We start from the raw sequence: 26,392 nt of genomic DNA, 5'->3' as shown, positions 1-26,392 counted from the left end.
AGTAACAAATGTTTTTTGTGCGAAAGCGTAGCGTCAGCAACAAATGTTTTTTGTGCGAAAGCGTAGCGTCAGCAACAAATGTTTTTTGTGCGAAAGCGTAGCGTCAGCAACAAATGTTTTTTGTGCGAAAGCGTAGCGTCAGCAACAAATGTTTTTTGTGCGAAAGCGTAGCGTCAGCAACACGATGTTGGTCACTCAGGCGCTTTCACAGGATGTGAAGTTCTTAGCCTGAGTTCCTCTATGCCAGCTGAATTTTGCTGAAAGAAGTTAACATATAACTAGAAAGGAAGCGAGGACATTGAGTTCAAAATTATTTGCACTTGATATCGGTACACGTTCTGTAGTAGGCATTATTTTAGCTGAAGATAATGACCGCTTTCACGTGGAAGACATCTTAGTAAAAGAACATAAAGAACGCGCCATGGTTGATGGTCAAATACATAATGTCATGTATGTGGCAGATTTAATCAATGAAATTAAACATGAACTTGAAGAGAAGCATGGTCCTTTAAAAAAAGTGAGCGTCGCTGCGGCTGGTCGCTCATTAAAAACAGAACAAGCAAGCGTGACGATCAATATACGTAATCGACCAATCTTTACAGAAGAAGATATAAGTCGTTTAGAACTGCAAGCTGTTCAACAGGCACAGCAACAGCTCCTTCAACAAAAAGAAGACGCTAAAATAAGCCACTATTATTGTGTTGGTTATTCAGTTTTATACTATCGTTTAGATGGCGAAGAAATTGGTAGCCTACTCGATCAGCAAGGTGATGAAGCACAAATTGAAGTTATTGCTACGTTCTTGCCACGAGTTGTCGTAGAATCACTTATCGCGGCTCTTAAACGCGCGGATTTAGAAATGGATGCACTAACATTAGAACCTATTGCAGCTATTAATGTGCTTATCCCCCCAACAATGCGTCGTTTAAATGTGGCGCTTGTTGATATTGGTGCTGGTACATCTGATATTGCCATTACCGATAAAAGTACTGTTGTCGCATATGGCATGGTACCAACAGCTGGTGATGAAATAACAGAGGCTTTAAGTGACCACTACTTACTCGACTTCCCAGTTGCCGAAAAAGCGAAACGTCAACTGCAAACAGATGAAGAAATTTTAATACAGGATATTTTAGGCTTTGACCAATATTATCCGAAAGAAGAAGTTCTTCAAGCAATTGAACCCGCTGTAAAGCAACTTGCAAAAGCCATTGGGGAAGAAATTTTGCGTCTTAATAATCGCTTAGCTCCTAAGGCGGTAATGCTTGTTGGTGGAGGTAGCTTAACACCAAATCTTACAACTGAACTTGGATTGGTACTAGATTTACCTGCCAATCGCATTGCCGTTCGAGGGATTGATGCCATTCAAAACTTAACGAAGGAAGATCATATCAAAGCATCTCCTGAATTGGTGACCCCAATTGGTATCGCCATCGCAGCAAAAAAAATGCCTATTCAATATATGAGTCTAACTGTCAATGAGCAAGTAGTTCGCCTTTTTGAATTAAAGGAAATGACCGTTGCCGATGCATTTTTAGCAGCCAATATTCGAGCAAAGCAATTATATGGAAAACCGGGATATGGATTATCAGTGAATGTAAATGGACAAGATATTTTCATCCCTGGTGGTCACGGTCAGCCGGCAGAAATTTTAGTGAATGGTCATCAGGCATCCACAAAAACGATGATTAAAACAGGCGATGCTATCCAGCTAATTGAAGGCCAAGACGGTCAGCCAGCTAATGCTACGGTGAGAGATATTGTAGATGATGCTGCCATTAAAACAATTACAATTCAGCATACAAAATATGTAATTGAACCACAAATAACTGTTAATAGTTCTAGTGCATCACTCGATAGTGCATTAAATGATCGAGATGTTGTGATGTTTGAAATATCCGAAACAGTCGAGGATGTATTTAAGCTCACAAATAATTGGGAGTTATTAAAACAATTTGAGTCATTTTATATTCAAGTGGACGGAAAGCCACTTTATTTACCAGAGTTTTCAGCCCATCTAATGATTAATGGTAAACCAGCTAAAATGTCATATGCTGTCCAAGATGGTGATGTACTTACATTTCAGCAACAAACATTCCCTACTGTTCAACGGATTGCTGACCAAATGAATGTTTTACTTGAGGATAAAATCATCATACACTTTCAAAACGAAGTGTTAGAGCTGAAGAAGATGGCCAACGAAGTTCTCGTTAATCATGTAGTAGTTTCACCTCTTTCAACCGTTCCAAATGGAGCAACACTTTCATTTAAAGAAAAAGACCGAAGTCGTTGGATATACCAGGATGTGTTCCGCTTCTCTAATTGGCAACTACCTACTACATTTAAAGGTAATTTTACAATTTTACGAAATGGTCAACCGGCCAGCTTTGATATGGAGATTTTCGGCGGGGATAAATTAGAGATTTTACTAGAAAAAGCGCCCATATCTTAAAAAAAGGGATACGTTACATCTATGATAAGATGTAGCGTATCCCTTTTATCTATTATGCGCGAACTTCTTCACTTTTTTCTTCAGCTTGTTCCTTTTTTTCACTAGCATCCTCTGCTTTAGGTTCTTCACTAGGAATGAAATCCTCCAGTGGCTCTTCACCCTCAAAAGAAACAGTACCATCGTCAAAAACAGTTGGTGCTTTTGCTGATTTTAATATTTTTACTTTCTCTACTAATTGTGTAGATTGTTCTTGAATTTGTTTAGATAATTGAACCGTTTTATCTTTAGCAGTTGTCGAGAAATCTGCACTCTTATCTTTTAAGTTAACAGCTTGTACTGCTACATCGCTACGTAAATCTTTCCCTGATTTTGGAGCTAGTAATAAGCCTGCAGCTGCACCTACTATACCCCCAACTAATGCGCCAATAACAAAATCCTTCATGTTCACTCGCTCCTCTTCATAGATCGACTCTTGCGGTTGATAAAGCTGTGGCAATGAACTTTCAAGTTGTTGTTCCTTCACTTCATTATAATTTGGCTTTTGAGTTGTCATGCAACAATTCCTCCCCATCTTATTATCTAATTTGCTTAGACTGGTTGTCCATCTGCTTTCGCGGATGCATTCTTCAACATATGCTTAAGACTTTATTTTTATTCCGTTGACATTTAATGCCACCGAATAATAATTATTTTTTACGGCCCCATTTTCTTTTCGGTTTTTCCGACTGCTCTGATTCAGAAGAATAAACATCTTCTTGAATCACCTCATTGGCCTGATCGATAATTTTACGATTCTTCCACTTATCTGCAATGCCAATTGCGACATTACTCCATTGAACAACTTGCGCAATTTTTTCTTCATTTTGTTCCACAGTTTTAGAAATTGAAGAAGTAATTTGCTGTACAGATGTATTTAAACCATTTACAGAGTCGCCAATTCCTTTGACTGCATGAACAACGGAATTTAACTGTTCAGATTTTTCTTGAATATCCTCTGCCAAGCTATTTGTTTTGGATAGTAAGGAAGTCGTTTCACGTGTAATACCTTCCATTTGTCCTTCAATACCCGATAATGTTCCAGCTAAACTGTTAAGGATTGGTTTGAGCGAAAATAATGTCATTCCAACGCTCACACAAAAAATTAAAAAACCGATTGCTGCGATAATTGCTGCAATATACAAAATAACTTCCATAACTAGACCTCCTACAAGTAAAAATTCTCTTTACTATTCATTTCCTTAAATTCGACAAAAAAAACTGAATTCCTCCTCATTTTTGAGAAAAAACAGCTTATTCCTTGCGGACTAAGCTGTTTCGTTGTTCTTTAGCACGTCTTCGAAAGCATCTTGGAATTTGTGAACATCGCCTGCGCCCATAAATAAAAATACTGCGTCCTTATGCTTTGTTAACACTTCAATTCCTTCAGTGGTAATCACTGCACTGCCTTCAATTAAAGACGCTAAATCTTGGATTGAAAGTGCGCCTTGTGTTTCCCTTGCAGAGCCAAAAATATCACATAAGTATGCTGTATCTGCAAGACTTAGACTATCCGCAAAATCCTGTAAAAAAGCTTGTGTACGTGTAAATGTATGTGGTTGGAAAATAGCTACTAACTCACGATCCGGAAACTTTTGTCGTGCTGATTGAACCGTTGCACGGATTTCTGTTGGATGGTGTGCATAGTCATCTATTAAAACATTATTCCCAATATTCGTTTCTGTAAAACGTCTTTTTACACCTTTGTATGTGTATAAACGTTCTTGAACGATTTCTGGTGAAATACCTTCATATTGGCAAAGTGTAATAACAGCTAATGTATTTAATACCGCATGATCTCCAAATAACGGGATAAAGAAAGTGCTATAAAATTCATTACGGACAAATACATCAAATTTTGTACCCTTAGTTGTTTTTTCAACATTACGAGCTTCAAAATCATTTTCAGCCCCAAAACCGTAATAAACAACAGGCACCTTTGCTTGAATACGTTGTAGATGTTCATCATCACCGCAAGCAATAATTGCTTTTTTAACCTGTAGTGCTAATGATTGAAATGCTGAATAAACATCCTCTATGTTTGCAAAGTAGTCTGGATGGTCAAAATCAATATTAGTCATTACAGCGTAATCGGGATTATAAGCTAAAAAGTGTCGACGGTATTCACATGCTTCCATCACAAAGAAGTCAGCATTTTCATGTCCAGCTCCTGTTCCATCACCGATTAAATAAGAAGTTGGTTTATACCCACCTACAACATGAGCCATCAAGCCTGTTGTTGATGTTTTACCATGTGCACCAGTAATAGCAATCGACGTATAATTACCGATATATTCACCTAAAAATTTATGGTAGCGAATAACTTCTACACCGATTTCACGAGCACGCTCTAATTCAGGATGGTCATCAGGAAATGCGTTCCCTGCAATAACTGTCATACCTTCTTTAATATTATCTGCGGTAAATGTAAAAATTGGAATATTACGATCACGTAACGGCTGTTCCGTGAAGAAATATTTATCAACATCTGAGCCCTGTACTTGTTCACCAGCATCAAATAAGATTTGTGCAAGTGAACTCATGCCAGAACCTTTAATGCCTGTGAAATGAAAAACTGTCATTAATTAAACCCCCCGGGAATTCAATATCCCTTCTATCATCTATTAGGTGTATCGTATTTTTCACTAATTATTAGGTATTAATACCTTTGTAAGTACTAAAAAATACGTACTCATCTTCATATCTCGTCTATTATAGCACTATTTATGCATTAGGATAAATGTGTAACTTTTCTAAAAATACTAATTTTGACGTGAATAAGATAATCTATACGAAAACAATGTAATTCTTATTCAAACATAGCAATTAAATCTTCTTCTGTAATGTAACTTTCTCGTGGTTTACTGCCACGTGCCTCAGACACAAAGCCATGCGATTCCAACATATCGATTAAACGAGCAGCACGATTATAGCCAATATGGTATTTGCGCTGAATTAAGGACGTAGAAGCTCCTCCCTGCTCATAAACAAATCGACATACATCCTCGAACAGTTCATCTTGCTCAGCGGAAACCTCCGTCTTCTTTAAAAGTTCCTCTTGATCGAATATATAATCAGGCTCTCCTTGCTCACGAACATGCTCAATGATCGCTTCAATTTCATCATCTGTCACAAATGTCCCCTGCAAACGCACCGGAGCAGACATACCATTACCTAAATATAACATATCGCCTCGTCCAAGCAATCTTTCTGCACCTTGCGCATCTAAAATTGTACGTGAGTCGATTTGTGATGATACCGCAAAAGCAATACGTGTAGGAATATTTGATTTAATAAGCCCTGTAATAACGTCAACAGACGGTCTTTGAGTTGCAACAATTAAATGGATACCACAAGCACGTGCCTTTTGAGCAATACGACAAATCGCCTCCTCTACATCTGCAGGAGACATCATCATTAAATCTGCCAATTCATCAATGACAATTAGAATATATGGTAATTTTAAGCTATGTTCATTATTTTTATCCGCAATTGCATTATAACGTGTAATATCACGTGCGCCCGCATGTGCAAATAACTGATAACGACGCTCCATTTCCTCCACTGCCCATTTCAGTGCAGCTGTAGCAGCCTTAACATCGGTGATGACCGGGCTAACTAAATGTGGAATATGATTAAACGGTGCTAATTCTACCATTTTAGGATCGATAAGCATCAGCTTTAATTCATGTGGTGCAGCTTTATATAATAAACTAACCAAAATTGAATTGATACAAACCGATTTACCAGAACCTGTAGCTCCGGCAATTAATCCATGTGGCATTTTTCGTAAATCAATAGTTACAGGCTTCCCTGTTAAATCCAGACCCAATGCTGCTTCTAACGGTGAATCTGACTCGAGGAAAGAAGCACTATTTGTCACTTCTGATAATCGAACAGCGCGAGATACACGGTTCGGTATCTCAATGCCAATTGAGCTCTTCCCAGGAATCGGTGCTTGGATGCGGATGTCTTTCGCTGCCAATGCAAGCTTCAAATCATCTGATAGATTGCGGATTTTGCTAACCTTTGTACCATGACTCACGGTTATTTCAAATTGTGTCACGGCAGGTCCTTGCATAATGGATTCTATTTGAGCTGAGACTTGGAAATAAGACAAAGCTTCGACCAATGTATCTCCCTGTTGCTCCATCCACTCAGTATCTTGTGTTTTTTCCTCAGGTGGCTCTAAAAACTCATCATCTGGCTTTTGATACACATGAACAGGTTTTCGAGGTGTTTCCTGTACTTGAACTTCTACTAATGTTTCATCTAATATGGAAGGTTGCTCCGGATACTCCTCCGTATCAATAAAATTCACCTCAGGAATATCTATATTCTCGGTAGTAAGCTTCTGTTCAGTAGCTGTTTCTACGTCCATTTCAGTAGTTGCTGAAATTTCGTCGAAGCTCTCAACATCAATCACTGTTTTTTCTAATGTCGAAACGTTAGACATTGATGTGACTGGTGCCATTGTAATGACTGAGACACTCTCTGTTGCAGCATTGAATGGAACAGTATTTTGAATAGAAACCTCGTTGTCCTCCGTCGACTCTGTAGCTGTTTTATTGTCCACCTCTAACTCGCTTAACTCTAAATCTATAGATTGTGGAATTTGTTCTTTTTCAGATGGAATAGTATTTTCAATAGAAAATTCGTTTTCCTTCGTCAACTCTGTAGCTGTTTTATTGTCCACCTCTAACTCGCTTATCTCTAAATCTATAGATTGTGGAATTTGTTCTTTTTCAGATGGAGTAGTATTTTCAATAGAAAACTCGTTTTCCTTCGTCAACTGTGGAGTTGTTTTATTGTCCATCTCTAGCTCACTAATCCCCATATCTATAGATTGTGGAATTTGTTCTTTTTCAGATGTCACTAATTGATGTTCTACTCCCGAATTAATAAGCTCAGATGAAGGCTCCTGTTCCTCTTGATTTATTTCAACAATTGTTGATGTCGGCTTCATATTTTTAAATTGCTGTTGGATTCTCCATTTCTCTTTATCAGTTTTTAGCATTAAAACATTAAATGGAATGCCACTTTTTTCTTTCTTTTCTACAGATTGCTCTTCTAAAGACTGTTCCTGCAACACATCTTGCTTATCATCTTCATTCATTGGTGGCTGGACTACTGTAACTTCACCAATGTGGATGGTAGAATTTTCGATTTGTACTTGTTCTACAACTACTTCTTTTACATGGATTTCTGATTGGTCAGATGATAGTTGTTCAATATTCAGCTCATGTTGAACGGCTTCTTTCACTTGATTTTCAAATTCTACAGCAAAAGAAGTTGTTTGCGGTACAGGTAATTCCGTCGTCGTTTTTTCACTATGATCATTTGTTTCGTCTGTTAATTTATCTTCAAAAGTAATCGGTTGCATTGCAGGTACTTCAATTTTTTCAGGGTTTTCAAGCTGTTCATCTTTCCGAACTGCGCTAATAGGCTCTTTTTCTTCTAGTATATTTTCATTAGTCTCATTTGTTGTCGTTTCTTTTAAAGACTTAGAAGCAGTAGGTATTTCTAACTCTTTCTTGTCGTGCTCTTCCTTCCGTTTCTCTAATAATTGCTCAATTGGGCTTGGCTTAGAAAAACCATAGACTGGTGACGGAACATCACTTGGTACAAAACGCTTGCGATTTTCGGGTAAAACACTTTCATCTGCTTTTTCTAATTGATAATTCGTATTTTTAGGTGGCGTCGGTACCTCATTTTGCGCATCTCGAAAAACAAGACTTGCTTTTGAACGGTTCTCCTGTTCAGGCTGACTTCGTGTAATCGTCGTTCTACCAGTTCTCTTCGTCCGATTTGCTAATAGATCTCGAATACCTGAAACCTCAATATCATAAACACTCGAATCTACAATATGATTATTTAAATGCCTCGGTAGCGATAAATCTTCAATTTGTCCGGAGTAAGTATCGTCCATTTGATTGAATGCTTCTTTTGATGGTGGTGATGATGGTGAAGCCGAAAATTCCTCATCCTCTATTAACGGAAAACGAAAAGTTTTTTGCTTTGCTACAGTTGCTTCTTTATATGAAGGCAACTGCTCGGATTGTTCTTCTTCATAGTCATCATAAAACTCTTCATATTCGTAATCATTGTCATCTTTATTTATAAATTTATTCATTTGTTTTTTTAACCAATTCACTTTGTTCACTCATTTCTCTTACACTTCATTTATAGCATTAACTAAATCAATTATGCCTCGGCATAATTGCGTCCGAAGGCTTTGGGCCAACACGATGTGGTCACTAGACTGAGTTCCTCTATTTCTAGCGGGTATTTGGACACCCACTGAAAAGTAGCCTAAACCTGCATTCATCTCACCACCTATAGAGGTAGGAGACCTCTGAAAGAAGTTAAATGTCTATAACAAAAAGCATACCATAAAAATGTAACAGAAACTTGCATTAAGAGGCTCATTCTACATAAAAAAATCGTTATGTTACTAGCATAATAGTAGCATAACGATTTTAAGTACATATAATCAATTTTCACTTAGCAAATTGTAGCTGTCGCTGCGCTTTCGCACAGAAAACATTTGTTGCTGCCGCTCCGCTTTCGCACAGCTAAAGTGCTTCCTATGGCTTTATCTAGTTGGTGCCTCAAACGCACTACCAGTTTTCGCATCTTCAGGTAATACTAAAATTCCTTTTTCAGAAGGTGCATTTGGTATTGCTAATTCGCGTGCTGAACATAACATACCGTATGATTCAACACCACGTAAATTACCTTCTTTAATAAGCATTCCAGAAGGCATCACCGCACCAATTTTAGCTACAACAACCTTTTGACCTGCTTCCACATTTGGCGCACCACATACAATTTGTAATGTTTCTTCACCTACGTTTACAGAACAAATACTTAATTTATCAGCATTTGGATGCTTGTCCTTTGTTTCTACATAGCCAACAACAAATTTTGGAGAAAAATCTACATCAAGGCTGATTACGGCTCCATTTTTTGCAATAGCTGCCTCTAGTTGAGCTACTAATTCTGGAGTAACTTCTACTAGACCTTTTGCATCAGTTTGAATATAGTTGCTGGCATTAAATAAATTAAATGCTTTAATTTCTCCCGTTTGTGCTTCCTTTAATATAGCAATATCACCCGCACGTTCTAACTCCGTCTTCACGATTGATTCTGTTGCTAATTGTACTAGCAATACATCTCCTACATGCTCTTTGTTGTAAAATACATTCATTGTTTCTCTTGCTCCTTTTTAACTCTGTTTTTTGCTAATATAAAGATCGGTTCTAGCTCCCCGTCTTCATAAATAAAAGATAATGACGTAATCGGTACAGTACCGACAGCGAAGAAATGCATCGTCATCTGCGCTAATACATCATACCCTGTTTCATTACGAATATCACCTACTATTAATACATCCTGATGTGGCACAGATAACGTCATGTCACCTTCAATGTTCGTCTGCATCTCTTTCAAAAAGCTTTCATTTAAAATACGACTTGCATCGTAGCCATCATTAGCATTAACAAAATAGAAAATATTCCCTGCAACTTCATCTTTTTTATAAACTGTTGGCAGTTGCTTTGCGGAAAATCGTGCCATTTCACGAATTTGCTCTACTGTTAATTGTAGTACCTCTAACATGGATTCATCAATAAAACGATAGGTTTTTCCTAAATCAAGCGCATAAAAAATACGTGTTTCTGCCGTATGTTCAGTAGTAATGAATGCATGCCCCTCCTTCGAGGCTTTAGGGTAGGATGTTGCGCGAATAACTGGATAAATTTTTGTAATATCTTGGAATCCCTGTTCCATTTCTTGTTCCATAGCATTAAAGGTTTGCTCGATTGTATAAACAACTTCATCGATTGCAGCCCCTTGCTTGTCATTATATTTTGCTAAAATGCCTGGTAGAGATAGCTCCATTCCTTTACCAATTTTTTTATGGTTTAGGCGTAATTTATCGTGCTTTTTATCAAATTCAAAATCAAACTTTTCCTCATTCAATTGTTGTTTTAATAGGGTCACAAGTTGTTCTGATTTAATTTGTTTCACCTAGCTCATACCCTTTCTTCTAAATTAATTTATATTTTTGGTGTAATTACCGCTGACGCGCAGAAATAAATTGTCGCAGAATGTGACGTTTACTCCAGCAAATCTGGGTATCCTTCACCCTTATTTAGTCCATCAACTATAGATAGGAGTCTATTGTAACTTAATATAATCAATTATGCCTTGGCATAATTGCGTCCGGAATCGGCTTTGGGCCAACAAATGTTTTTTGCGCTACAGAAAATAATTGCTGAAAGAAGTTAAATGAAGAGAAAACGGCTCACATGTTTGTAAACCGTTCTGTTCAAAACTATCCAATTATTTAATCTTAACCGAATGAACGATTTTCGTCATCTCATGTAAATTATCATATATTTTTCTATTTTTAAAAAATTATTTTAAAGTTGCAACTTCACTATTCCATTATCACTAATCAACAGAAACTAGTCATGTGCTAATGTGAATAAATATTGGCCAATAAGAAGCGAAACTATATGCTCGAACATCATCTGACGACTTACTAACCCTTGAGTAAAAACACCTACAGCTCCCGCACCTTGTCGGATATCTCGGCGTTGTGTAAAGTGCTCCATTACAGGCCCAAGTTCCTTCCCAGCTCTTATTTCCTGGGCAATTTCTTCTGGTAATATAATTTGTGCGCCAGCAGCTGTATAAGTTGTGCCATTTGAAACTGTAAGTGCTCCCCAGTTACAAACGTACATAACACCATCTATTTCAGTCACTCCACCCTCCAATCCAAACGATAATTGAGCACCCGTCTCTTTGATTGCGTTTTTCGAACGGTTTATTGCTCCCAATCGTGTTTCTTCATGAGTCATCGGTTGATCAGATACTTGCGAAGCTGCCTTGACGTAGGTGAAATTTGGTTTATCAAAATATTTTCTAGCTATAACTTCAACTGCCTCTGTTTTTGCTTTGTTTGTTGTTCCAATAGTTATGTTCATTTTCTAATCCCTCTTTCTTCGCATAGAAAAAGATGCCCCTAAAGGCATCTTTTAACTTCTTCCAGCGGAATCACATTATACATTAGCGCGAATCGTTGCTAATGTCGAACGATCTGCTTTTTTCACTAGTTCCACAATTAAAGCTTTTGCAGCTGCATAGTCATCAATATGAATAATTGAAGCAGATGTATGAATATAGCGTGAGCAAACACCAATTACTGCACTAGGAACGCCGTCATTTGCCGTGTGTACACGTCCTGCATCCGTACCACCTTGTGATACAAAATATTGATAAGGGATATTATTCGTTTCCGCAGTATCTAAGATGAATTCACGCATGCCTCTATGTGTAACCATCGTACGGTCAAGAATACGTAATAATGTCCCTTTTCCAAGCTGACCAAATTGTTTTTTTTCTCCTGACATATCATTTGCAGGTGAAGCATCTAGAGCAAAGAATAAATCTGGTTTAATCATATTTGCGGACACTTGAGCACCTCGCAGACCAACTTCTTCCATTACATTGGCACCTGCATATAAATGCGAGGCTAACTTTTCACCTTTTACTTCTTTCATCAATTCAATTGCCAATCCACAGCCATAGCGGTTATCCCAAGCTTTGGCCATAATTTTTTTCGGATTTGCCATTGGTGTAAATGGGCAGACAGGGATAATTGATTGACCTGGACGAACGCCAAGTGCAATAGCATCTTCTTTATTGTCTGCGCCAACATCTATAAGCATATTTTTAATATCCATCGGTTTAGAACGTTCAGCATCTGTTAATAAATGTGGTGGTATTGATGAAATCACGCCAGGAATCGCACCATTTTTAGTAAACACTTCAACTCGTTGCGCTAGCATTACCTGATTCCACCAGCCACCTAATGTTTGAAAGCGGATCATCCCATTATCAGTAATAGAAGTAACCATGAATGCCACTTCATCCATATGACCAGCAACTAACACTTTTGGTGCATCAGCAATTTCACTATGCTTCACACCGAAAATACCCCCTAAATTATCCTGAACGATCTCATCCGAGTACTTTTCCAACTCAGAACGCATGAACGCACGTACCGCATGTTCATTTCCCGGCGCGCCTGGTAATTCTGTTAGTGTTTTAAATAATTGTAATGTTTCCTCATTCATGATGACTCTCTCTCCCCACGAAGTAGAATATTCTTCCTTTGCCATTGTAACATATTTATCTATATTCAGCAGAAAACTCCCATTTTTCAATGAGCCGCAAGATAAAATGAAAGTGTAGTTTCTCTTCGAAGTTTATCCAAAATTTGCTCAGTGCAAAAGCGAAGCCTCCGTGCAATTTCCAAATCCGAAATATTGATACATTTCCTAAAAAGTGCTAAAGTGTGAACGTGCATTCACTCTGTATGCTATGTTAAAATGGAGCTATAGAAAAAGGAGGAAAAAAGCATGAAATTACGTGATTTTTTAATTGGTGTTGCTACTGGCCTAGCTGCCGCAGTCATTGTTAAAGAAGCAAGTGAAAAGGTTTCTCCGTATGTACCTGCAGGACAAGTACTCGAAAACATAAAAAAGGAATTTAAAAAGGATTCACCGATTGACGGTTCTTGGATTTTTATGAAGACAGACAATTTCTCAAACGGCATTATGACTATTCCTGTATATCGTGGAGGTATCTCTCGTATGAACGAGGGCGAAATGCAAACATTTGAATTTGCTGCTGACGCTCGCTCAGGTGTAGTAGTAGAGCTAACAGAAGTGTAACCTTACTCAGCAATACACGAACAAATATTATAGAACCCTACAAAAGAAGCCATCTCAGTTAGTTGAGATGGCTTCTTTGTTTTACTCAGACAATCCTTTATTGTTGAAGTATTTTTTATATTTGCGATAATAATTTAAATTATTTAATGTTAGCTTCACCCAACGTTTCGCATTCATATCTTGATTAAAGTAAAGAGAGTTTGTATATTTCCCTTCACGAATTAATTTTTTCGCTTCTAGCTTAAGCTTTTCATTTGATGCATATTTGAACAGAACACCCTTAGGAATAATCATCCATAAATGCTTGTCCTGAACATAAGTTACTTCCTGTTCAATATTTAACATATGGTCATCAGCTACATATTTCATTAAATTATGACCACTTGCTGTTACATAATAACTAGAGCGACCATTACGTAAGTTAATTTCAAACAACTTATACTGTTTGTCACGCATATCGTATTTCATATCGAAGTTTGCAAAGCCTGTATAACCGATATCCTCTAAGAAGGAACGTACTTGATCCATTAATTCTTTATCGTATGTTGTAACAATGGCTGCATAACTACCGATTCCTTCAGGTGAATGCTCTTCTAAGATTGGGTTTCCTAGACACATTAGCTTCACTTTGCCATCTTTCCCTACATACGCATTTAATACACGCATATACGAATCATCACCTGGAATGAATTCTTGAATAATCATTGTATCCTGATAAGTTGAGCTGTAGATTGCTTTTAAAATAGCTGTTTTTTCAGCTTCATCATTCGCAACGAAAACTTTTTTCTTACCTGGGAATTTACATGCCCAATATTCCACCGAGTTCGATGCCTTTAAAATAATTGGGTAATCAAATGGTGGTGTAAAGTTTTCGTAATTGTCTGCTGTTACAGTCGTCGTACCTGGATATTTAAAATCGTACTTATCACACATTTTATAGAAATTTTCTTTTAATAAAATTTCATCCATAAGTGATTCATCAATGTATGGTACTGTAAAATGTTCCTGCAATGCTGGCTTATTTTTGATAATAAGCTTTGCATAATCATCTCCACAAGCTAACAACAGTAGTTTTTTATCAGAATATTTTTTTGCGACCTTTGCAAGTGCAGGTGCAAATACATCCTGTTCATTTAAGCGATCAATCTCTTCGAAATTTATGATATGACTATCTTGCGTTGCCGTTAAATGTGAACGTCCTAATACTAGTGGTTTAATGCCATATGCTTCATAAAATGCACGTGCCATACCATATGCATTCATATCTGATCCTAATAATACTGGTAAAAATGGTTGCTCAGTTGCCATGTAAATTTCAACTCTCTTTTGTGTTTTAGTATAGTTTTTAGTGTATCATATTTTCCAAGATGTTCACGAGAAAAGTGTCAAAAAAATGGGGTATAGACAATTAAGCATATCTTCATAACGTTAAGTTAATTTCTGTTCCTACTATACAACTACAATAATTTTTATCACATAGCTTACGTTTGCATAAAACAATAAGTGAAGTTCCGTTTTATCACTATAAATTAGAGTGACATACCCGAGATACATACTATGTGAAGCGTTTGATTGGAGTGGAGAATGGGCGACTCCTCGGGGATTAGCGTCACAGATGAGACCCTGGAACGAGCAACGCGAGTGAAGCGGCTCATCGGACGCCCCCAGGAAAGCGCCCAGTCGGAACGGAAATCAAACCCTAGTTTTGCCAAAGAGCGATACTTTATTTAATTACCTTAATTTTATTGACACAATCGTTTTCAACACGATGAAAAAAACGTGCGAACACAAAAGGTTCACACGTTCTATTAATTAGAATGTAATAACAGCTTGTCTACTACGTTCTAGCTTATCTACAATTTCTTTACCTGTTTCATCCCATTTAATCATGCGGTAATACGCATCATGGTAGAAAATAAAGCCGTAGCCATTCGCAAGTGCTTCTTTCATTATACGTTCCTTCGCATAGACACTCGTCATTGGATAATCGTCATACGCTAAAACCCATAATGGATTTTGGTGTGCATGTGTTGGCATAATATCTGCCATATGCAATAATACCTCGCCATTTTGAGTTAATTTTATAATGGCATGTCCATCACTATGACCACCCGTATGGATCATTTCAATACCCGGAACTACCTCTAACGTACCTTCATACGTTTCTACTAAGTGCTGAACTGGCTCCCAGTTTTCTTTCCAATACGTATTTTTCGAGCGAATATTCGGCTCACGCATTTCTTCCCATTCGATTTTCGTTACGAAGATTTTGGCGTTTGGGAATGTTGGTACAAGTACATCATTTTCCCATTGCGTTAAACCTCCAGCATGGTCAAAATGTAAATGCGTCATTAATACTGCATCAATATCAGCTGTTGTTAATCCTAGCTCCTGTAAGCTAGCCGCTAATGTTGATTCCTCAGTGACCCCAAAGTTTCGTAGCTGTTTTTCATTTAATTTGTTAAAGCCAACACCAGTATCAACAAGATAGTTTTTGCCACCATATTGAATTAAAATCGGCTCAGTTGGTAGCTCGATTTGATTTTTTTCGTTGACTGGATATTTGCGTGACCAAAGTGGTTTTGGTACAACTCCAAACATAGCACCGCCATCAAGGCAAGTGACACCCCCGTTTAGCCATGATAATGACATATTGTGAAACTTTAACTGATCCATCCATACTCCCCCTATTTAGTAAAGAATTGCGATTCTAGACGATAAATTGGCTGTCCTTTAGCAGAAAATTTCTCCTCATATTCAGTCATAACATTATCCTCTGGCATATTCGCATGTAGGTCGAGTGATACATACTTTAGTAACATACCATATTCAGACATACTCATTAATGAATACTCAAACAAACCACGGTTGTCCGTTTTAAAATGGATTTCCCCCTCATCCACTAAAATCGACTCATATAATTTCAAAAAATCCCCGTGCATTAAACGTCGCTTAGCATGGCGCGTTTTCGGCCAAGGATCTGAGAAATTCAGATACACACGCTCTACATCATTTTTTCCAAAATATTTATATAAATCTGCGCCATTTACTTTTAATAATCGTAAATTCGCTGGAGATTTAGCCTCTAAAATTTTTTCTAATGCACAAACAATTACACTGTCATAAAGCTCAATGCCAATATAATTTATATCCGGATTTTGTAAGGCCATACCTGTGACAAATTGACCTTTCCCAGTACCTACTTCAATATGTAGCGGGTTGTCATTTCCAAAAACAGCCTGCCAATTACCTTTAAAGTCTTCAGGATTCGGAACAATCACCTCTGGATGACTCGTAATCATTTCCTCCGCCCAAGGCTTATTTCTTAATCTCAATTTTTTTCCTCATTTCTTTCTCATGAAATTATTGATTTTTTATAGTATAACGTATAACCATAAAATTCGCATGAAATTATTGCGAAATGATATTTTAGTGATGGGCCATCTTCAATGCCCGTCTGATATAACCTGCCAAGCATTACGTTGCACTGTACAATGAATCCCCGTTCCCTCTCTAATTTCTCCGATATAATTACCATCCGTATGAGCATCAACGTTATTTGCGTGCACGAAAATGTTAAATTGATTGCCTTGCAAAAAAGTAACCTCTTTAAATTTTGTATGCTTTTCAAAAAAAACCGTGCTAAAAACTAGTAGCAATTTAAGGCGTGAAATACCGTGAACGATTGTTATTTCGACTTGTCCATCATCTGGTTTAGAAGATGGGGAAATTTTCATTCCACCTCCGAAATAAGGTTGATTGCTCATCGCAACAAACCACGCCTGCTTAAATTGCCATTCTTGATTGTTTGTACGAATAGTTACATCAAAACATCTAAAGCTAAATAACCCTCTTACAACGGCGGCAGCATAGGATAGCTTGCCGAGCCCGATTTTATTGAGGTAAAGCTTCAAACGGGATTTATTAATTCTTTTTGTGACAAATGCATCGAAGCCCACACCAGCATTATTAACAAATATTTCGTGCAGTTGATCTCCAAATTGAACGGTACCAACATCCATTTGGAGGTTAGCCATTTCTTTTTGTATATAGCTTTCAATTTGAAAAGCATTTTGAAATGTAGTAAAGTATCGTGCGAAATCATTTCCGGAACCAGCACGGACTACACCAATAACTATAAATTTATTATGTACAAAGCCACTAACAATCTCATGTATTGTGCCGTCACCGCCAACAATAACAATTAATTTTTTGGTTTGAGCATCTTGCGCCCAATTTTTTGCAAGTTCCTGTCCATGCCCCTCATATTCTGTAAAAGCGACTTCATAGTTCATTGTTAATTGTTGTTGAAGGTGATGCCAAACTTTCTTACCTTTGCCGTGCCCTGCTGCTTCATTCACAATAAATAATACTTGCATTCACTAATCCCCGGCTGGTTGAGAAGATTGCTTCCAAATATCTCGATTAAAAGATGTTGTTTGTACGTTGTTTAAAATCGTTTGAGAAGCACGAATTTGCATATGTTTCATAGGAGAGGATACTTTCTTTAAATGCTCCATCCACTCTCCATAATTTCGACGATCAACAAATTGAATTCCATAAGGTGACCCTGGATAATCGAAATAGCCATTCTGGGATAAAATAACCTTACGAATTGGCATATTTATATCGTCCTGCATAAATAATTGAGTTAATACAGACTCCATACGATTTAAACTTATCATTGGATTAAGGACTTTTGAATCCTTCGTTCCTACTTTTTTGATCCAGAATCGCTCACTGCCTCCAACATAAACTGCTTGATTTTCTGCTTCCAGCACTGTTATACATATACATTCTGTCGGTGACATTAGTACGACATCCAGCTCTATAGGTGCTTTTCTAATTTGTAAAATAGGATAATAAAAAAGTAAATAATTGTCCGGTAATTTTTGCAATAAATTTCGTAGTAATGGATCACGCATAAAACGAGGATCAACATACGACTTTTCACGTAATGTTGAACTTGCCCATTTCATTTGGAAATGGAAAAATTGATCGATAAACATTCGTTTTAATTCATGAATAGATTGTGGTGCGTAGACAATTTTTGGTTCAAATGTTAAAGTCGTTTCTTCTTCAGGTATGCTATCTTCATCACTTACTAGTTCATTCGATATTTCGATCTGTTCAACGTCCTCATTTTCTTCCTTCTGACGACCTGCAAATATCTTTTTGAATAAAGAAAATCTCTCTTTTTCTGCGAAAGAATCATTTTCTGAATCGTCGTCGGTATGTTGCCACTCACTAATTTCTTCTCCTAACTCCCACTGTCGCTTAACACGCTCCCATTGACTTTTCTTTAAGCGTACAAATTGAGTTGGATATCTTGCTAAATCAATCTGATAGCGTGAAATATAATCTTGTATTTTCACCAATTGCGCCATGTTAAGGTCACTCCAATCTTACTCGCCCTATATCTAATTTGCTAATCTCCCTACAACTGCTCGGAAGGCAAATCGAAGTATCAATTTTCTCCTTGGCATAATGTAGTTGTAGTTATAGCTGTAGCTTCATTAGCACTATGCTTTCGCTACATAAAAAATTACTAAATAAAGATAAATAGACATTTGCATTCATTACATCGACATTTGCTCTTTAACTTTAAATTCCGATAGCGATCATTCTACAACTCATTCATCCTTTTTATTTTACATGACGTTTCAGGATAAAACATCCATAATTTGCTCTATAGAAAAAGAGAACTACCCAAGTTTAGGTAGTTCTCTTAAAGGATTTATTTATTTCGCATTAATAGAAAGCGGTAATTTCACTTCGAATGCTTGCTGTAATTTACGAGTCCATTCACCTGGAACTCCAGCACCAATTTTGTTACCATCAACATCGATAACAGGTGTTACTTCAGAAGATACAGATGACACAATTACCTCATCCATTGTTAATACATCAGCCTTCGTCATTGGTTCTTCAATAACTGGTAAATTAATTTCCTCAGCACATTTTAAAATAACTTGGCGTGTAATACCGTTTAAAATGAAGTTATTTGCAGGGTGTGTATAAAGCTTACCATCTTTAATGCCGTAAACATTTGCTGATGAACATTCTGTTACGATGTCACCACGATGTAAAATAGCTTCATAGCAGCATTTTTCAGATGCTTCCTGTTTCGCCAGTACAGCACCTAATAAATTTAATGATTTAATATCACAACGTAACCAGCGAATATCCTCGACAAAGGTAGCCTTAACACCTTTTTCAAAGTTTTCATACGAACGCTCGCCAACTTTAACATTCCCTGTTAATACAGCTGGAACACTTGTATCCGGGAAAATATGATTACGAGAAGTTGTACCACGTGTAATTTGGAAGTAAATATGACCCGTTTCCAAATTATTTTTTTCGATAAGATCATGTAATAATTTGTGTAATACGTCTTTAGTATACGGAATGACAAGACGAATTTTATCGGCACTCGCATAGAAACGATCAATGTGTTCTTGTGCTGTGAACATGTTTCCGTTATAAACTTTAATTACTTCATAAATACCGTCACCAAATTGGTAACCTCTGTCTTCTGGAGATACTGAAATTGATCCTTCTTCAACGATTTGATCATTCCATAATGAATATGCCATGCTTCGTTCATCCTTTTCATCTTTAATTTATTTGTTTCCTGCAAGTTCAACAATTGCTTCAGCATAAATAGCTGTTGCTTTTATAAGATTTTCAATGACGACAAACTCATCCGCACGATGCGCTACGTCAGGTTCACCTGGGAACAGCATGCCAAATGCTACACCTTTTTTCATGACACGCGCATACGTACCACCACCAGTAGACAGTAGAGGTGTTTCATAGTCTCCGGTTTGACGTCTATAAATATCTGCTAAAGTCTGGATAAATGCATCGTCCTCGCTTACATAATGAGGTTTAGAGTCATCTTGAATATCCAATGAAAATCCTTTTGCCACAGTTAAGCGTTGTGCTTCCGTGATTTTTTCATCAAACGGATATGAGACAGAATAGCGCATACTAATGACCATGCTGCCACCTTTAGCCACATCGTAGGTCACAATACCTGGATTTAATGTAGTTTTACCAGACATTTCATCCTCGAATTGTAAATCAAGCTTGTTACCATAATGATCTTGATAAAAAACATCTGCGGTAAAGTCGACAAATTGTTTACTTGCCTCTGTCGTCAACTCTTGTTGTAAAAATGCTGCAAGATAAACAGCTGCATTGACACCTTTTTCCGGCTCCATTGCATGGGCTGCCTTACCTTTGATAGTTATTATATAGCGAGAACCCTCGATTAATAAAGACCCTTCTAGCTGATTTTTACTTAAAAATGCGTGAAAATTCTGTTCGAATTGTGAGGAAACGAACTGCACCGTTGCTTTTGCAAAATCCGGTACCATATTTGGTCGCTTTCCAGCATTAAATAGTAATAGCTGTTCTTTCGAAGCATCACCTGTTTTATTTTGAGAGAACACTAGCTCGGCAATGCCTTTTTCAGCATTGATGAGCGGGAAATCCGCATCTGGTGCAAATCCAATCGTCGGCATTTCCTCATGTTTAAAATAGTGGTCGACACAGCGGAAGCCAGTTTCTTCATCCGTACCAATTATCATACGTACTCTTTTATTAAGCTCAACGCCTGCATCTTTAACAAGTTTCATTGCCATCCATGCCGCAATTGTTGGTCCTTTATCATCTATTGCGCCACGAGCAAATAGCTTACCATCTGCTACAGTGCCGCTAAAGGGTGGGTATGTCCAATCTGTTTCATCACCAACTGGTACCACGTCAACATGACATAAAATACCTAATAAATCGTCACCTTCACCCATCTGTATGTGACCTGCATAATTATCAATATTTTTAGTTTGCAAACCTTCAGCTTGGCCCTTTGCTAATAACCATTCCAGAGCCTTTAATGGACCATCACCAAAAGGTACTTCAGTAGTGATCGTATTCTCATCAAGAACACTATTAATTTGCACAAGCTCCTGTAACTCTTGTATCAATTCATCTTGTCTTTCCTTTGCAGCTTGTAACCAATCCATATGATGGACCTCCTCTAAAGTAATAACATTATTCTACTCTTAACAACATAAATTACAATCATCTTTCTGACAACTTTTCAAAATCTTACTTCGAACACTACCACATATAGCACGTTTTTCACTTATTCCCACAAAATACAGTATAAATTTTATGTCTTAATTGTAAATTTCCCTTGCATTCACTAGAAAATCGACTAGCTTTTCTATATAATGAAATTATCAGAATGATTTTTCTGAATATAAAATTAGAAAAGGGGATGTCTAAGGCAGCTACTTATTAGCCTAAGTGCACTCCGCACATATTGTCGTCCGCTAGTCTTTGCCAAGAGAATTAAGATGAAGGAGTGGTTCATTTATGAAACCAACTACTGATCGAATGCTTAATCGTATTAAAGATGTGTACATGTTTATTTTAGACAAAGGAACCGTGTCTACACAGGATTTAGTCGAAGAGTTTAGTATCACTCCTCGCACCGTTCAAAGAGATTTGAACGTGTTAGCCTTTAACGATTTGGTGATGAGTCCAAGTCGAGGCAAATGGACAACGACGAAGAAAAAAGTAAAAATGACGTCTTAGTTTTTACGTGTAACACGTAAAGCATCTTGTATGGAAAAAGAATGACCTTTCGTCGTGGTCATTCTTTTTTTGTTTTCTACTATTTTTTGATTCCCCACAATTTCTCAAGCTTCCAAGCAAATACCTCTCAAAAGTTTGCGATTACTTTTAGTGAAATTTCCACTAATCATGAAATTCATTATTTACGGTATTCATCATCAACAGTTGAGGATAACATTATTTTAAAAGTATGCCATGTATATAAATTGATTGGAGCCCTTTATTTGCTAACAATTCATGTATTTTTGTAACATTCGTTTTCTCAGCGTTATCTTCAAATGTTTTTTGACTATTTACAATTGATTAACAATCCGTTAAAATCGAAACATTCTACATTTTGAGAGGAGGATTCTATGAAACTTCCCAAACTGTTTCATCCGCTAGTTTGGATTATTTTAGGGGGAACTATTTTCACACGTATTGCAAGTTTTATGGCAATGCCCTTTTTAGCAATTTACTTACATAATGAAATTGAAGCATCCCCTTTACAAATAGGCTTGACGATTGGTATTGCACCGTTAATCTCCACTGTAGGCGGATTCTTTGGCGGTTATTTAACTGACCGATTTGGTAGAAAAAACGTCATTTTGCTTACGATTATTGTTTGGAGCATTGTGTTCTTTGGCTTTGCAACAGCACAAACGATTTGGTTCTTTGTAGCATTGAACGCCCTTAATGGCTTATGTCGCTCCTTCTTTGAACCCTCGACACAGGCATTAATGATTGATTTTACTCCTGCTGATAAACGAAAAAGATTGTTTTCACTTCGTTACACAGCCATTAACATAGCTGCTGTTATCGGTCCTATTATTGGTGTTTATATTTCTCAATTGTCCAGCCCAAGTATTCCATTCATGCTGACAGGAACTATGTATATTATTTATGCTGTATTTTTATTTTTCGTGTTAAATCGCTATGAAATGCAACAACCAAAAGCTTCAACACCAACGAAAATACTGCAAACCTTTACGATACTATTGACGAATCGTGTATTACTAAGCTTTATTTTCGGGGCAATTTTAATAAATATTGGTTACTCTCAATTTGATTCCACATTGCCACAAATCATTGAACTCAAAATTGAAAATGGTGCCAAACTCTATTCTCTACTAATCTCAATAAATGCAGCAGTTGTGTTATTACTACAATTACCGATTAGTATACTTTCAGAACGTTTTTCATCGGCAGCTACTCTATTAGTAGGGGTTTTGTTCTTCGTGTTTGGTCTTTTATTATTCGGCTTCTCAAATAACTATCCGTTATATATTATCGCTATGATTATATTCACGATTGGTGAAATTTTCGCCTTTCCGACTATGAATGTCATGATTGATGAAATTGCGCCTGATACACAAAAGGGAACTTATTTAGGAGCAGCTCAATTTAAAAATTTAGGGGGCTTTATTGGACCAATTATTGGCGGGTGGCTGCTAACACATTATATGAACGCAATGTTTGCGGTCATTGCAGTTCTAGTTTTATGCAGTTGTTTATTTTATAGATCAAAGCTTAAGACACACCACAAGGAATAAAGTGGCTCATCATCATAATGTGTGTGGTTGATTTCCGTTTCGACTGGGGGCTTGTTGCTGTCGCTTCGCTTTCGCACAGATAAAACATTTGTTGCTGTCGCTTCGCTTTCGCACAGATAAAACCCTTGTTGCTGTCGCTTCGCTTTCGCACAAAGCAAAGCTTCCTCTGGGGGCGTCCGATGAGCCGCTTGGGCAAACACGATGTTGGTCACGAAGGCGTTATCACAGGACGTGATGGTTTTAAGCCTTCGTTCCCCTATGTCCTCGCTCAAGGGTCTGATGCTGATCCCCAAGTAGTCGCCAAGTCTTCACTTCAATCAACTTAAATACATGGCATATGTTTTAACAAATGTCATCCACAACTTTTGGTGATGAGCCAAAATAATGTAAGTAATAAAGCTTTTACGGATTTTAACTTCTGACAAAAAATCGCTCCATTTCTATCAGCGAATCTCAAGCATATCAATTATGCCTCGGCAAATTGCGTTCGGAGGCTTTAACTTCTTGCTTGGACTCTCTAATAAGAATGGAGCGAGCATATAATTTTATCCTTAAAAATTGGAAGTGGCTTTAGCTTTCTTCATTAGCAGGAGCTTCTTCATAACTGGTGTATTGGTCTTTCCCAGCATTTTTCGATTGATACAACGCCTTATCTGCACGCTCAAATAAGCTTCTTTCTGACTCATCTGGATGAATGCAAATAGCACCGCCCATACTGACTGAAAGTACAGACCATCTATCAATAGAAACTTTATCCTCATACTTCAAGTGATGAATTTTCTCCAAAATAGAATTTGCTAATCTTCCCATACATTCATCCTTCGTATCATATAAAACAATTGCAAATTCATCTCCACCAAATCTTACAACAAAGCCATTCTTCCCCACTTCTTGTTTTAAAGTTCTCGCTGTTTCAATCAGAATTTTATCACCTTCAACATGTCCAAACCGATCATTTACTTGTTTAAAATTATCTAAATCTAACAGCAATAAACCCGGTTGATTCGTCTTCCTATGTCTTAATAATTTATCCGTTTTACTAATATAGGTAGCACGATTATAAACATTTGTTAAAGGATCATATGTTGCAAGATGAATCGTTTTGGAAAGGAGTTTGTTGATGACTAATAGCATGATGAAAGAAGTTACTAAGGCAATACAAAGCAATACTCGAAACTGCTTTGTATTTTTAGTTAGTGCTCTCATTTCTGTGAAATTACCATATTTCACATATACAACTCTTTTCGAGGATTCTCCCCGAACCGCTTCAGCTTCGTATGGTATAAAACGGTACTTTTCAATATAACCATTATTAAACCCCTTTTGATATTCCGTTGGCTTCATCGTTTTTTTGGCTAGCTCAAAATGCTCTTGAAACATTTTCGATTGATCTTTTACAGTTATTTCATGAGATTTAGAATCATCAAAGAAAACCCCACCCGCATTTATCGTTTGTACTTCTAACAAATCTGCATATTTATCTATTAGATAGTCAGCAGTCTTTCCGAAGTTAAAAGTTTGGAATACAGGATCATCAAGTAAGTCTATACCTACCTCGAATAAATATTTCTTGTCAGGTGTTGCTAAATAGCCAAATTTTCGATATCCCCCAGTAGTTGTTGAAATATCAATACCATCAGTGTAGAATTCTCCGCTTGCTCGACGTTTGTCTAGTAAAGTAGAAAAACGGTGGCAACATTGAGAAAAAGCTAAACCTTTATCTTTTTCAAAAGTTGTATAAATTACGGTATTTGATTGGTCGAGTATGTACACATCCATTCCATTTTCGCTTTTTATTTTCTGTAAATCCCACTTCGCTATATGTGGGTTTTCTTTATAATAAGTAATTAGTTTTCGTAGTACTTCTTCCATTTTGTCAGAGAGATTTTGATCAAAATAAAAATGTGCATTATCTACAGCCTGCATATCTTTAAGAATATGGTTTTCAATTAATGTTCTATTCATGACTTCTTGTTTTTTCATATCCTCAGTAAGTATTTGCCTATTAACGTAAAAAATTACACCTACTAGTATTAATGCAAAGGCAATTAAAGATATTAATAATTTAATTCTTAGGTTTTTCATTAACTTGTCCTCTACTTATTTTCACCATCATATTTTCTGAAACATTTAGAGATTTATTAGTACCATAGACTAAATAGCTTTTCACACAAAAGTTATATCAATTATACAGTTACTGGTATAAGTATGTATATAAAAAATGCCTCGATACTAATCTATATTAGCATCGAGGAATTCTTTAATCCCTAATTTGTAAGCAAGCTAGTTCTTCAGCCGTTAATTCTCGATATTCACCTAATTCTAGACTGTCATCTAGCTTTAGGCTGCCCATCGATAGGCGTTTTAAATACATTACACGTTTACCAACTGACTCAAACATACGCTTCACCTGATGAAACTTACCTTCTTGAATCGTTAACTCAATTTCTGATTGCTGAGCAGATTTTAAAATGATAAGCTCTCCTGGTTTTGTTACATAACCATCGTCTAGCTCAACACCTTGAGCAAATTTCTCGCAGTCTTCCTCTGTCACAATTCCTTCTATTTGTGCATAGTAAACCTTCGGCACATGTTTTTTAGGAGACAATAAATTATGGGCTAATATGCCATCATTTGTTATCAACAATAATCCCTCTGTATCTTTATCTAATCGACCTACAGGGAAAGGCTGGAAATGTTGATGTAAAGGATCTAACAAATCGATGACAGTTTCATCTCGTAAATCCTCAGTTGCAGAAATAACACCAGGAGGTTTATTCATCATAAAGTATACAAATTCTGTATAGTTCACACGTTCACCAAAAACGGAGACATCCTGCTTGTCAGGATCAACATGTAATGCTGCATCCTTCGCATATGCGCCATCTACTGTCACCGCTTTTTGCTTTAGAAGCTGCTTAACTTCCTTGCGTGACCCGTAACCCATATTCGACAGTAATTTATCTAAACGCATTAGTACC

22 protein-coding genes are annotated in these 26,392 nt (G+C 37.0%); 5 read left to right on the top strand and 17 right to left on the bottom strand.

All coding sequences use genetic code 11. The annotated features are described in order from the left end of the window. Positions 1 to 298 precede the first annotated feature (298 nt). Positions 299 to 2,452: a cell division FtsA domain-containing protein gene (locus ACIQ7T_RS02115; protein WP_370075785.1), complete on the top strand. Its 2,154-nt coding sequence runs from the start codon at positions 299 to 301 to the stop codon at positions 2,450 to 2,452. A gap of 52 nt (positions 2,453 to 2,504) precedes the next feature. Here ACIQ7T_RS02115 and ACIQ7T_RS02110 read toward each other — a convergent pair whose 3' ends face one another. The 8 genes from ACIQ7T_RS02110 to ACIQ7T_RS02075 form a co-directional block, all read right to left on the bottom strand. Continuing rightward, positions 2,505 to 3,005, bottom strand: coding sequence for a YtxH domain-containing protein (locus ACIQ7T_RS02110; RefSeq protein WP_370075787.1), 501 nt, complete (start codon positions 3,003 to 3,005; stop codon positions 2,505 to 2,507). A gap of 133 nt (positions 3,006 to 3,138) precedes the next feature. Then, on the bottom strand, positions 3,139 to 3,645 hold the full coding sequence (locus ACIQ7T_RS02105; RefSeq protein WP_370075789.1) for a DUF948 domain-containing protein: 507 nt from the start codon (positions 3,643 to 3,645) through the stop codon (positions 3,139 to 3,141). A gap of 111 nt (positions 3,646 to 3,756) precedes the next feature. Further along, a complete protein-coding gene (gene murC / locus ACIQ7T_RS02100) occupies positions 3,757 to 5,070 on the bottom strand; it encodes a UDP-N-acetylmuramate--L-alanine ligase (protein ID WP_370075791.1) in 1,314 nt (437 codons plus the stop codon). A 227-nt stretch (positions 5,071 to 5,297) separates the two neighbouring features. Next, positions 5,298 to 8,642 carry a DNA translocase FtsK gene (locus ACIQ7T_RS02095; RefSeq protein ID WP_402868328.1) on the bottom strand — a complete coding sequence of 1,115 codons (3,345 nt, stop codon included), beginning with the start codon at positions 8,640 to 8,642 and terminating at the stop codon, positions 5,298 to 5,300. A 441-nt stretch (positions 8,643 to 9,083) separates the two neighbouring features. After that, positions 9,084 to 9,698, bottom strand: coding sequence for a YtpR family tRNA-binding protein (gene ytpR / locus ACIQ7T_RS02090; protein WP_370075795.1), 615 nt, complete (start codon positions 9,696 to 9,698; stop codon positions 9,084 to 9,086). After that, positions 9,695 to 10,519 carry a DUF1444 domain-containing protein gene (locus tag ACIQ7T_RS02085; RefSeq protein ID WP_370075797.1) on the bottom strand — a complete coding sequence of 275 codons (825 nt, stop codon included), beginning with the start codon at positions 10,517 to 10,519 and terminating at the stop codon, positions 9,695 to 9,697. Before ACIQ7T_RS02085 ends, ytpR begins: the two co-directional genes overlap by 4 nt. Positions 10,520 to 10,959: 440 nt before the next feature. Then, a complete protein-coding gene (locus ACIQ7T_RS02080) occupies positions 10,960 to 11,481 on the bottom strand; it encodes a DUF84 family protein (protein WP_370075799.1) in 522 nt (173 codons plus the stop codon). 75 nt (positions 11,482 to 11,556) lie between these two features. Beyond that, positions 11,557 to 12,633 (bottom strand): M42 family metallopeptidase, encoded by a 1,077-nt coding sequence (locus tag ACIQ7T_RS02075; RefSeq protein WP_402868325.1) that lies wholly within the window; start codon positions 12,631 to 12,633, stop codon positions 11,557 to 11,559. A 285-nt stretch (positions 12,634 to 12,918) separates the two neighbouring features. On the opposite strand from ACIQ7T_RS02075, the gene ACIQ7T_RS02070 reads away from it, so the two are divergent. Continuing rightward, the gene (locus ACIQ7T_RS02070; protein ID WP_323655168.1) at positions 12,919 to 13,233 is read left to right on the top strand and encodes a hypothetical protein; all 315 of its coding nucleotides are present in this window, start codon (positions 12,919 to 12,921) and stop codon (positions 13,231 to 13,233) included. A gap of 81 nt (positions 13,234 to 13,314) precedes the next feature. On the opposite strand, the gene ACIQ7T_RS02065 is transcribed toward ACIQ7T_RS02070, so the two are convergent. The 7 genes from ACIQ7T_RS02065 to pepV form a co-directional block, all read right to left on the bottom strand. Further along, a complete protein-coding gene (locus tag ACIQ7T_RS02065) occupies positions 13,315 to 14,541 on the bottom strand; it encodes a carboxylate--amine ligase (protein WP_370075803.1) in 1,227 nt (408 codons plus the stop codon). Positions 14,542 to 15,045: 504 nt separating this feature from the next. Further along, positions 15,046 to 15,909, bottom strand: coding sequence for a YtnP family quorum-quenching lactonase (locus ACIQ7T_RS02060; protein ID WP_370075805.1), 864 nt, complete (start codon positions 15,907 to 15,909; stop codon positions 15,046 to 15,048). Positions 15,910 to 15,920: 11 nt separating this feature from the next. Then, a complete protein-coding gene (gene trmB, locus ACIQ7T_RS02055) occupies positions 15,921 to 16,568 on the bottom strand; it encodes a tRNA (guanosine(46)-N7)-methyltransferase TrmB (RefSeq protein WP_370075807.1) in 648 nt (215 codons plus the stop codon). 111 nt (positions 16,569 to 16,679) lie between these two features. Further along, entirely contained in the window at positions 16,680 to 17,612 is a 933-nt protein-coding gene (locus tag ACIQ7T_RS02050; RefSeq protein ID WP_402868322.1) for a diacylglycerol/lipid kinase family protein, read from the bottom strand. Between the two features lie 3 nt (positions 17,613 to 17,615). Next, positions 17,616 to 18,620 carry a nuclease-related domain-containing protein gene (locus tag ACIQ7T_RS02045; protein WP_370075811.1) on the bottom strand — a complete coding sequence of 335 codons (1,005 nt, stop codon included), beginning with the start codon at positions 18,618 to 18,620 and terminating at the stop codon, positions 17,616 to 17,618. Positions 18,621 to 18,974: 354 nt separating this feature from the next. Beyond that, the gene (gene dat, locus ACIQ7T_RS02040) at positions 18,975 to 19,829 is read right to left on the bottom strand and encodes a D-amino-acid transaminase (protein WP_402868320.1); all 855 of its coding nucleotides are present in this window, start codon (positions 19,827 to 19,829) and stop codon (positions 18,975 to 18,977) included. Positions 19,830 to 19,856: 27 nt separating this feature from the next. Then, positions 19,857 to 21,263, bottom strand: a complete 1,407-nt coding sequence (gene pepV / locus ACIQ7T_RS02035) for a dipeptidase PepV (protein ID WP_402868318.1) — start codon at positions 21,261 to 21,263, stop codon at positions 19,857 to 19,859. Between the two features lie 355 nt (positions 21,264 to 21,618). Here pepV and ACIQ7T_RS02030 point away from each other — a divergent pair, with 355 nt between their 5' ends. From ACIQ7T_RS02030 to ACIQ7T_RS02020, 3 genes are all read left to right on the top strand, one after another. Continuing rightward, positions 21,619 to 21,840 carry a DeoR family transcriptional regulator gene (locus tag ACIQ7T_RS02030; RefSeq protein ID WP_036118795.1) on the top strand — a complete coding sequence of 74 codons (222 nt, stop codon included), beginning with the start codon at positions 21,619 to 21,621 and terminating at the stop codon, positions 21,838 to 21,840. A gap of 392 nt (positions 21,841 to 22,232) precedes the next feature. Further along, positions 22,233 to 23,411 carry an MDR family MFS transporter gene (locus ACIQ7T_RS02025; RefSeq protein WP_402868316.1) on the top strand — a complete coding sequence of 393 codons (1,179 nt, stop codon included), beginning with the start codon at positions 22,233 to 22,235 and terminating at the stop codon, positions 23,409 to 23,411. 179 nt (positions 23,412 to 23,590) lie between these two features. Continuing rightward, on the top strand, positions 23,591 to 23,737 hold the full coding sequence (locus ACIQ7T_RS02020; protein WP_370081944.1) for a hypothetical protein: 147 nt from the start codon (positions 23,591 to 23,593) through the stop codon (positions 23,735 to 23,737). A 244-nt stretch (positions 23,738 to 23,981) separates the two neighbouring features. On the opposite strand, the gene ACIQ7T_RS02015 is transcribed toward ACIQ7T_RS02020, so the two are convergent. Together ACIQ7T_RS02015 and ACIQ7T_RS02010 are read right to left on the bottom strand one after the other, a co-directional pair. Continuing rightward, on the bottom strand, positions 23,982 to 25,496 hold the full coding sequence (locus ACIQ7T_RS02015; protein WP_402868314.1) for a GGDEF domain-containing protein: 1,515 nt from the start codon (positions 25,494 to 25,496) through the stop codon (positions 23,982 to 23,984). A 175-nt stretch (positions 25,497 to 25,671) separates the two neighbouring features. Next, positions 25,672 to 26,385, bottom strand: coding sequence for a pseudouridine synthase (locus ACIQ7T_RS02010; protein ID WP_370081948.1), 714 nt, complete (start codon positions 26,383 to 26,385; stop codon positions 25,672 to 25,674). Positions 26,386 to 26,392: the final 7 nt, after the last annotated feature.

Source organism: Lysinibacillus sp. NPDC096212 (assembly GCF_044763105.1).
Taxonomy (GTDB): domain Bacteria; phylum Bacillota; class Bacilli; order Bacillales_A; family Planococcaceae; genus Lysinibacillus.
Note: the sequence above shows the minus strand (reverse complement) of the source record. Positions and strands in the feature narration are given on the sequence as shown.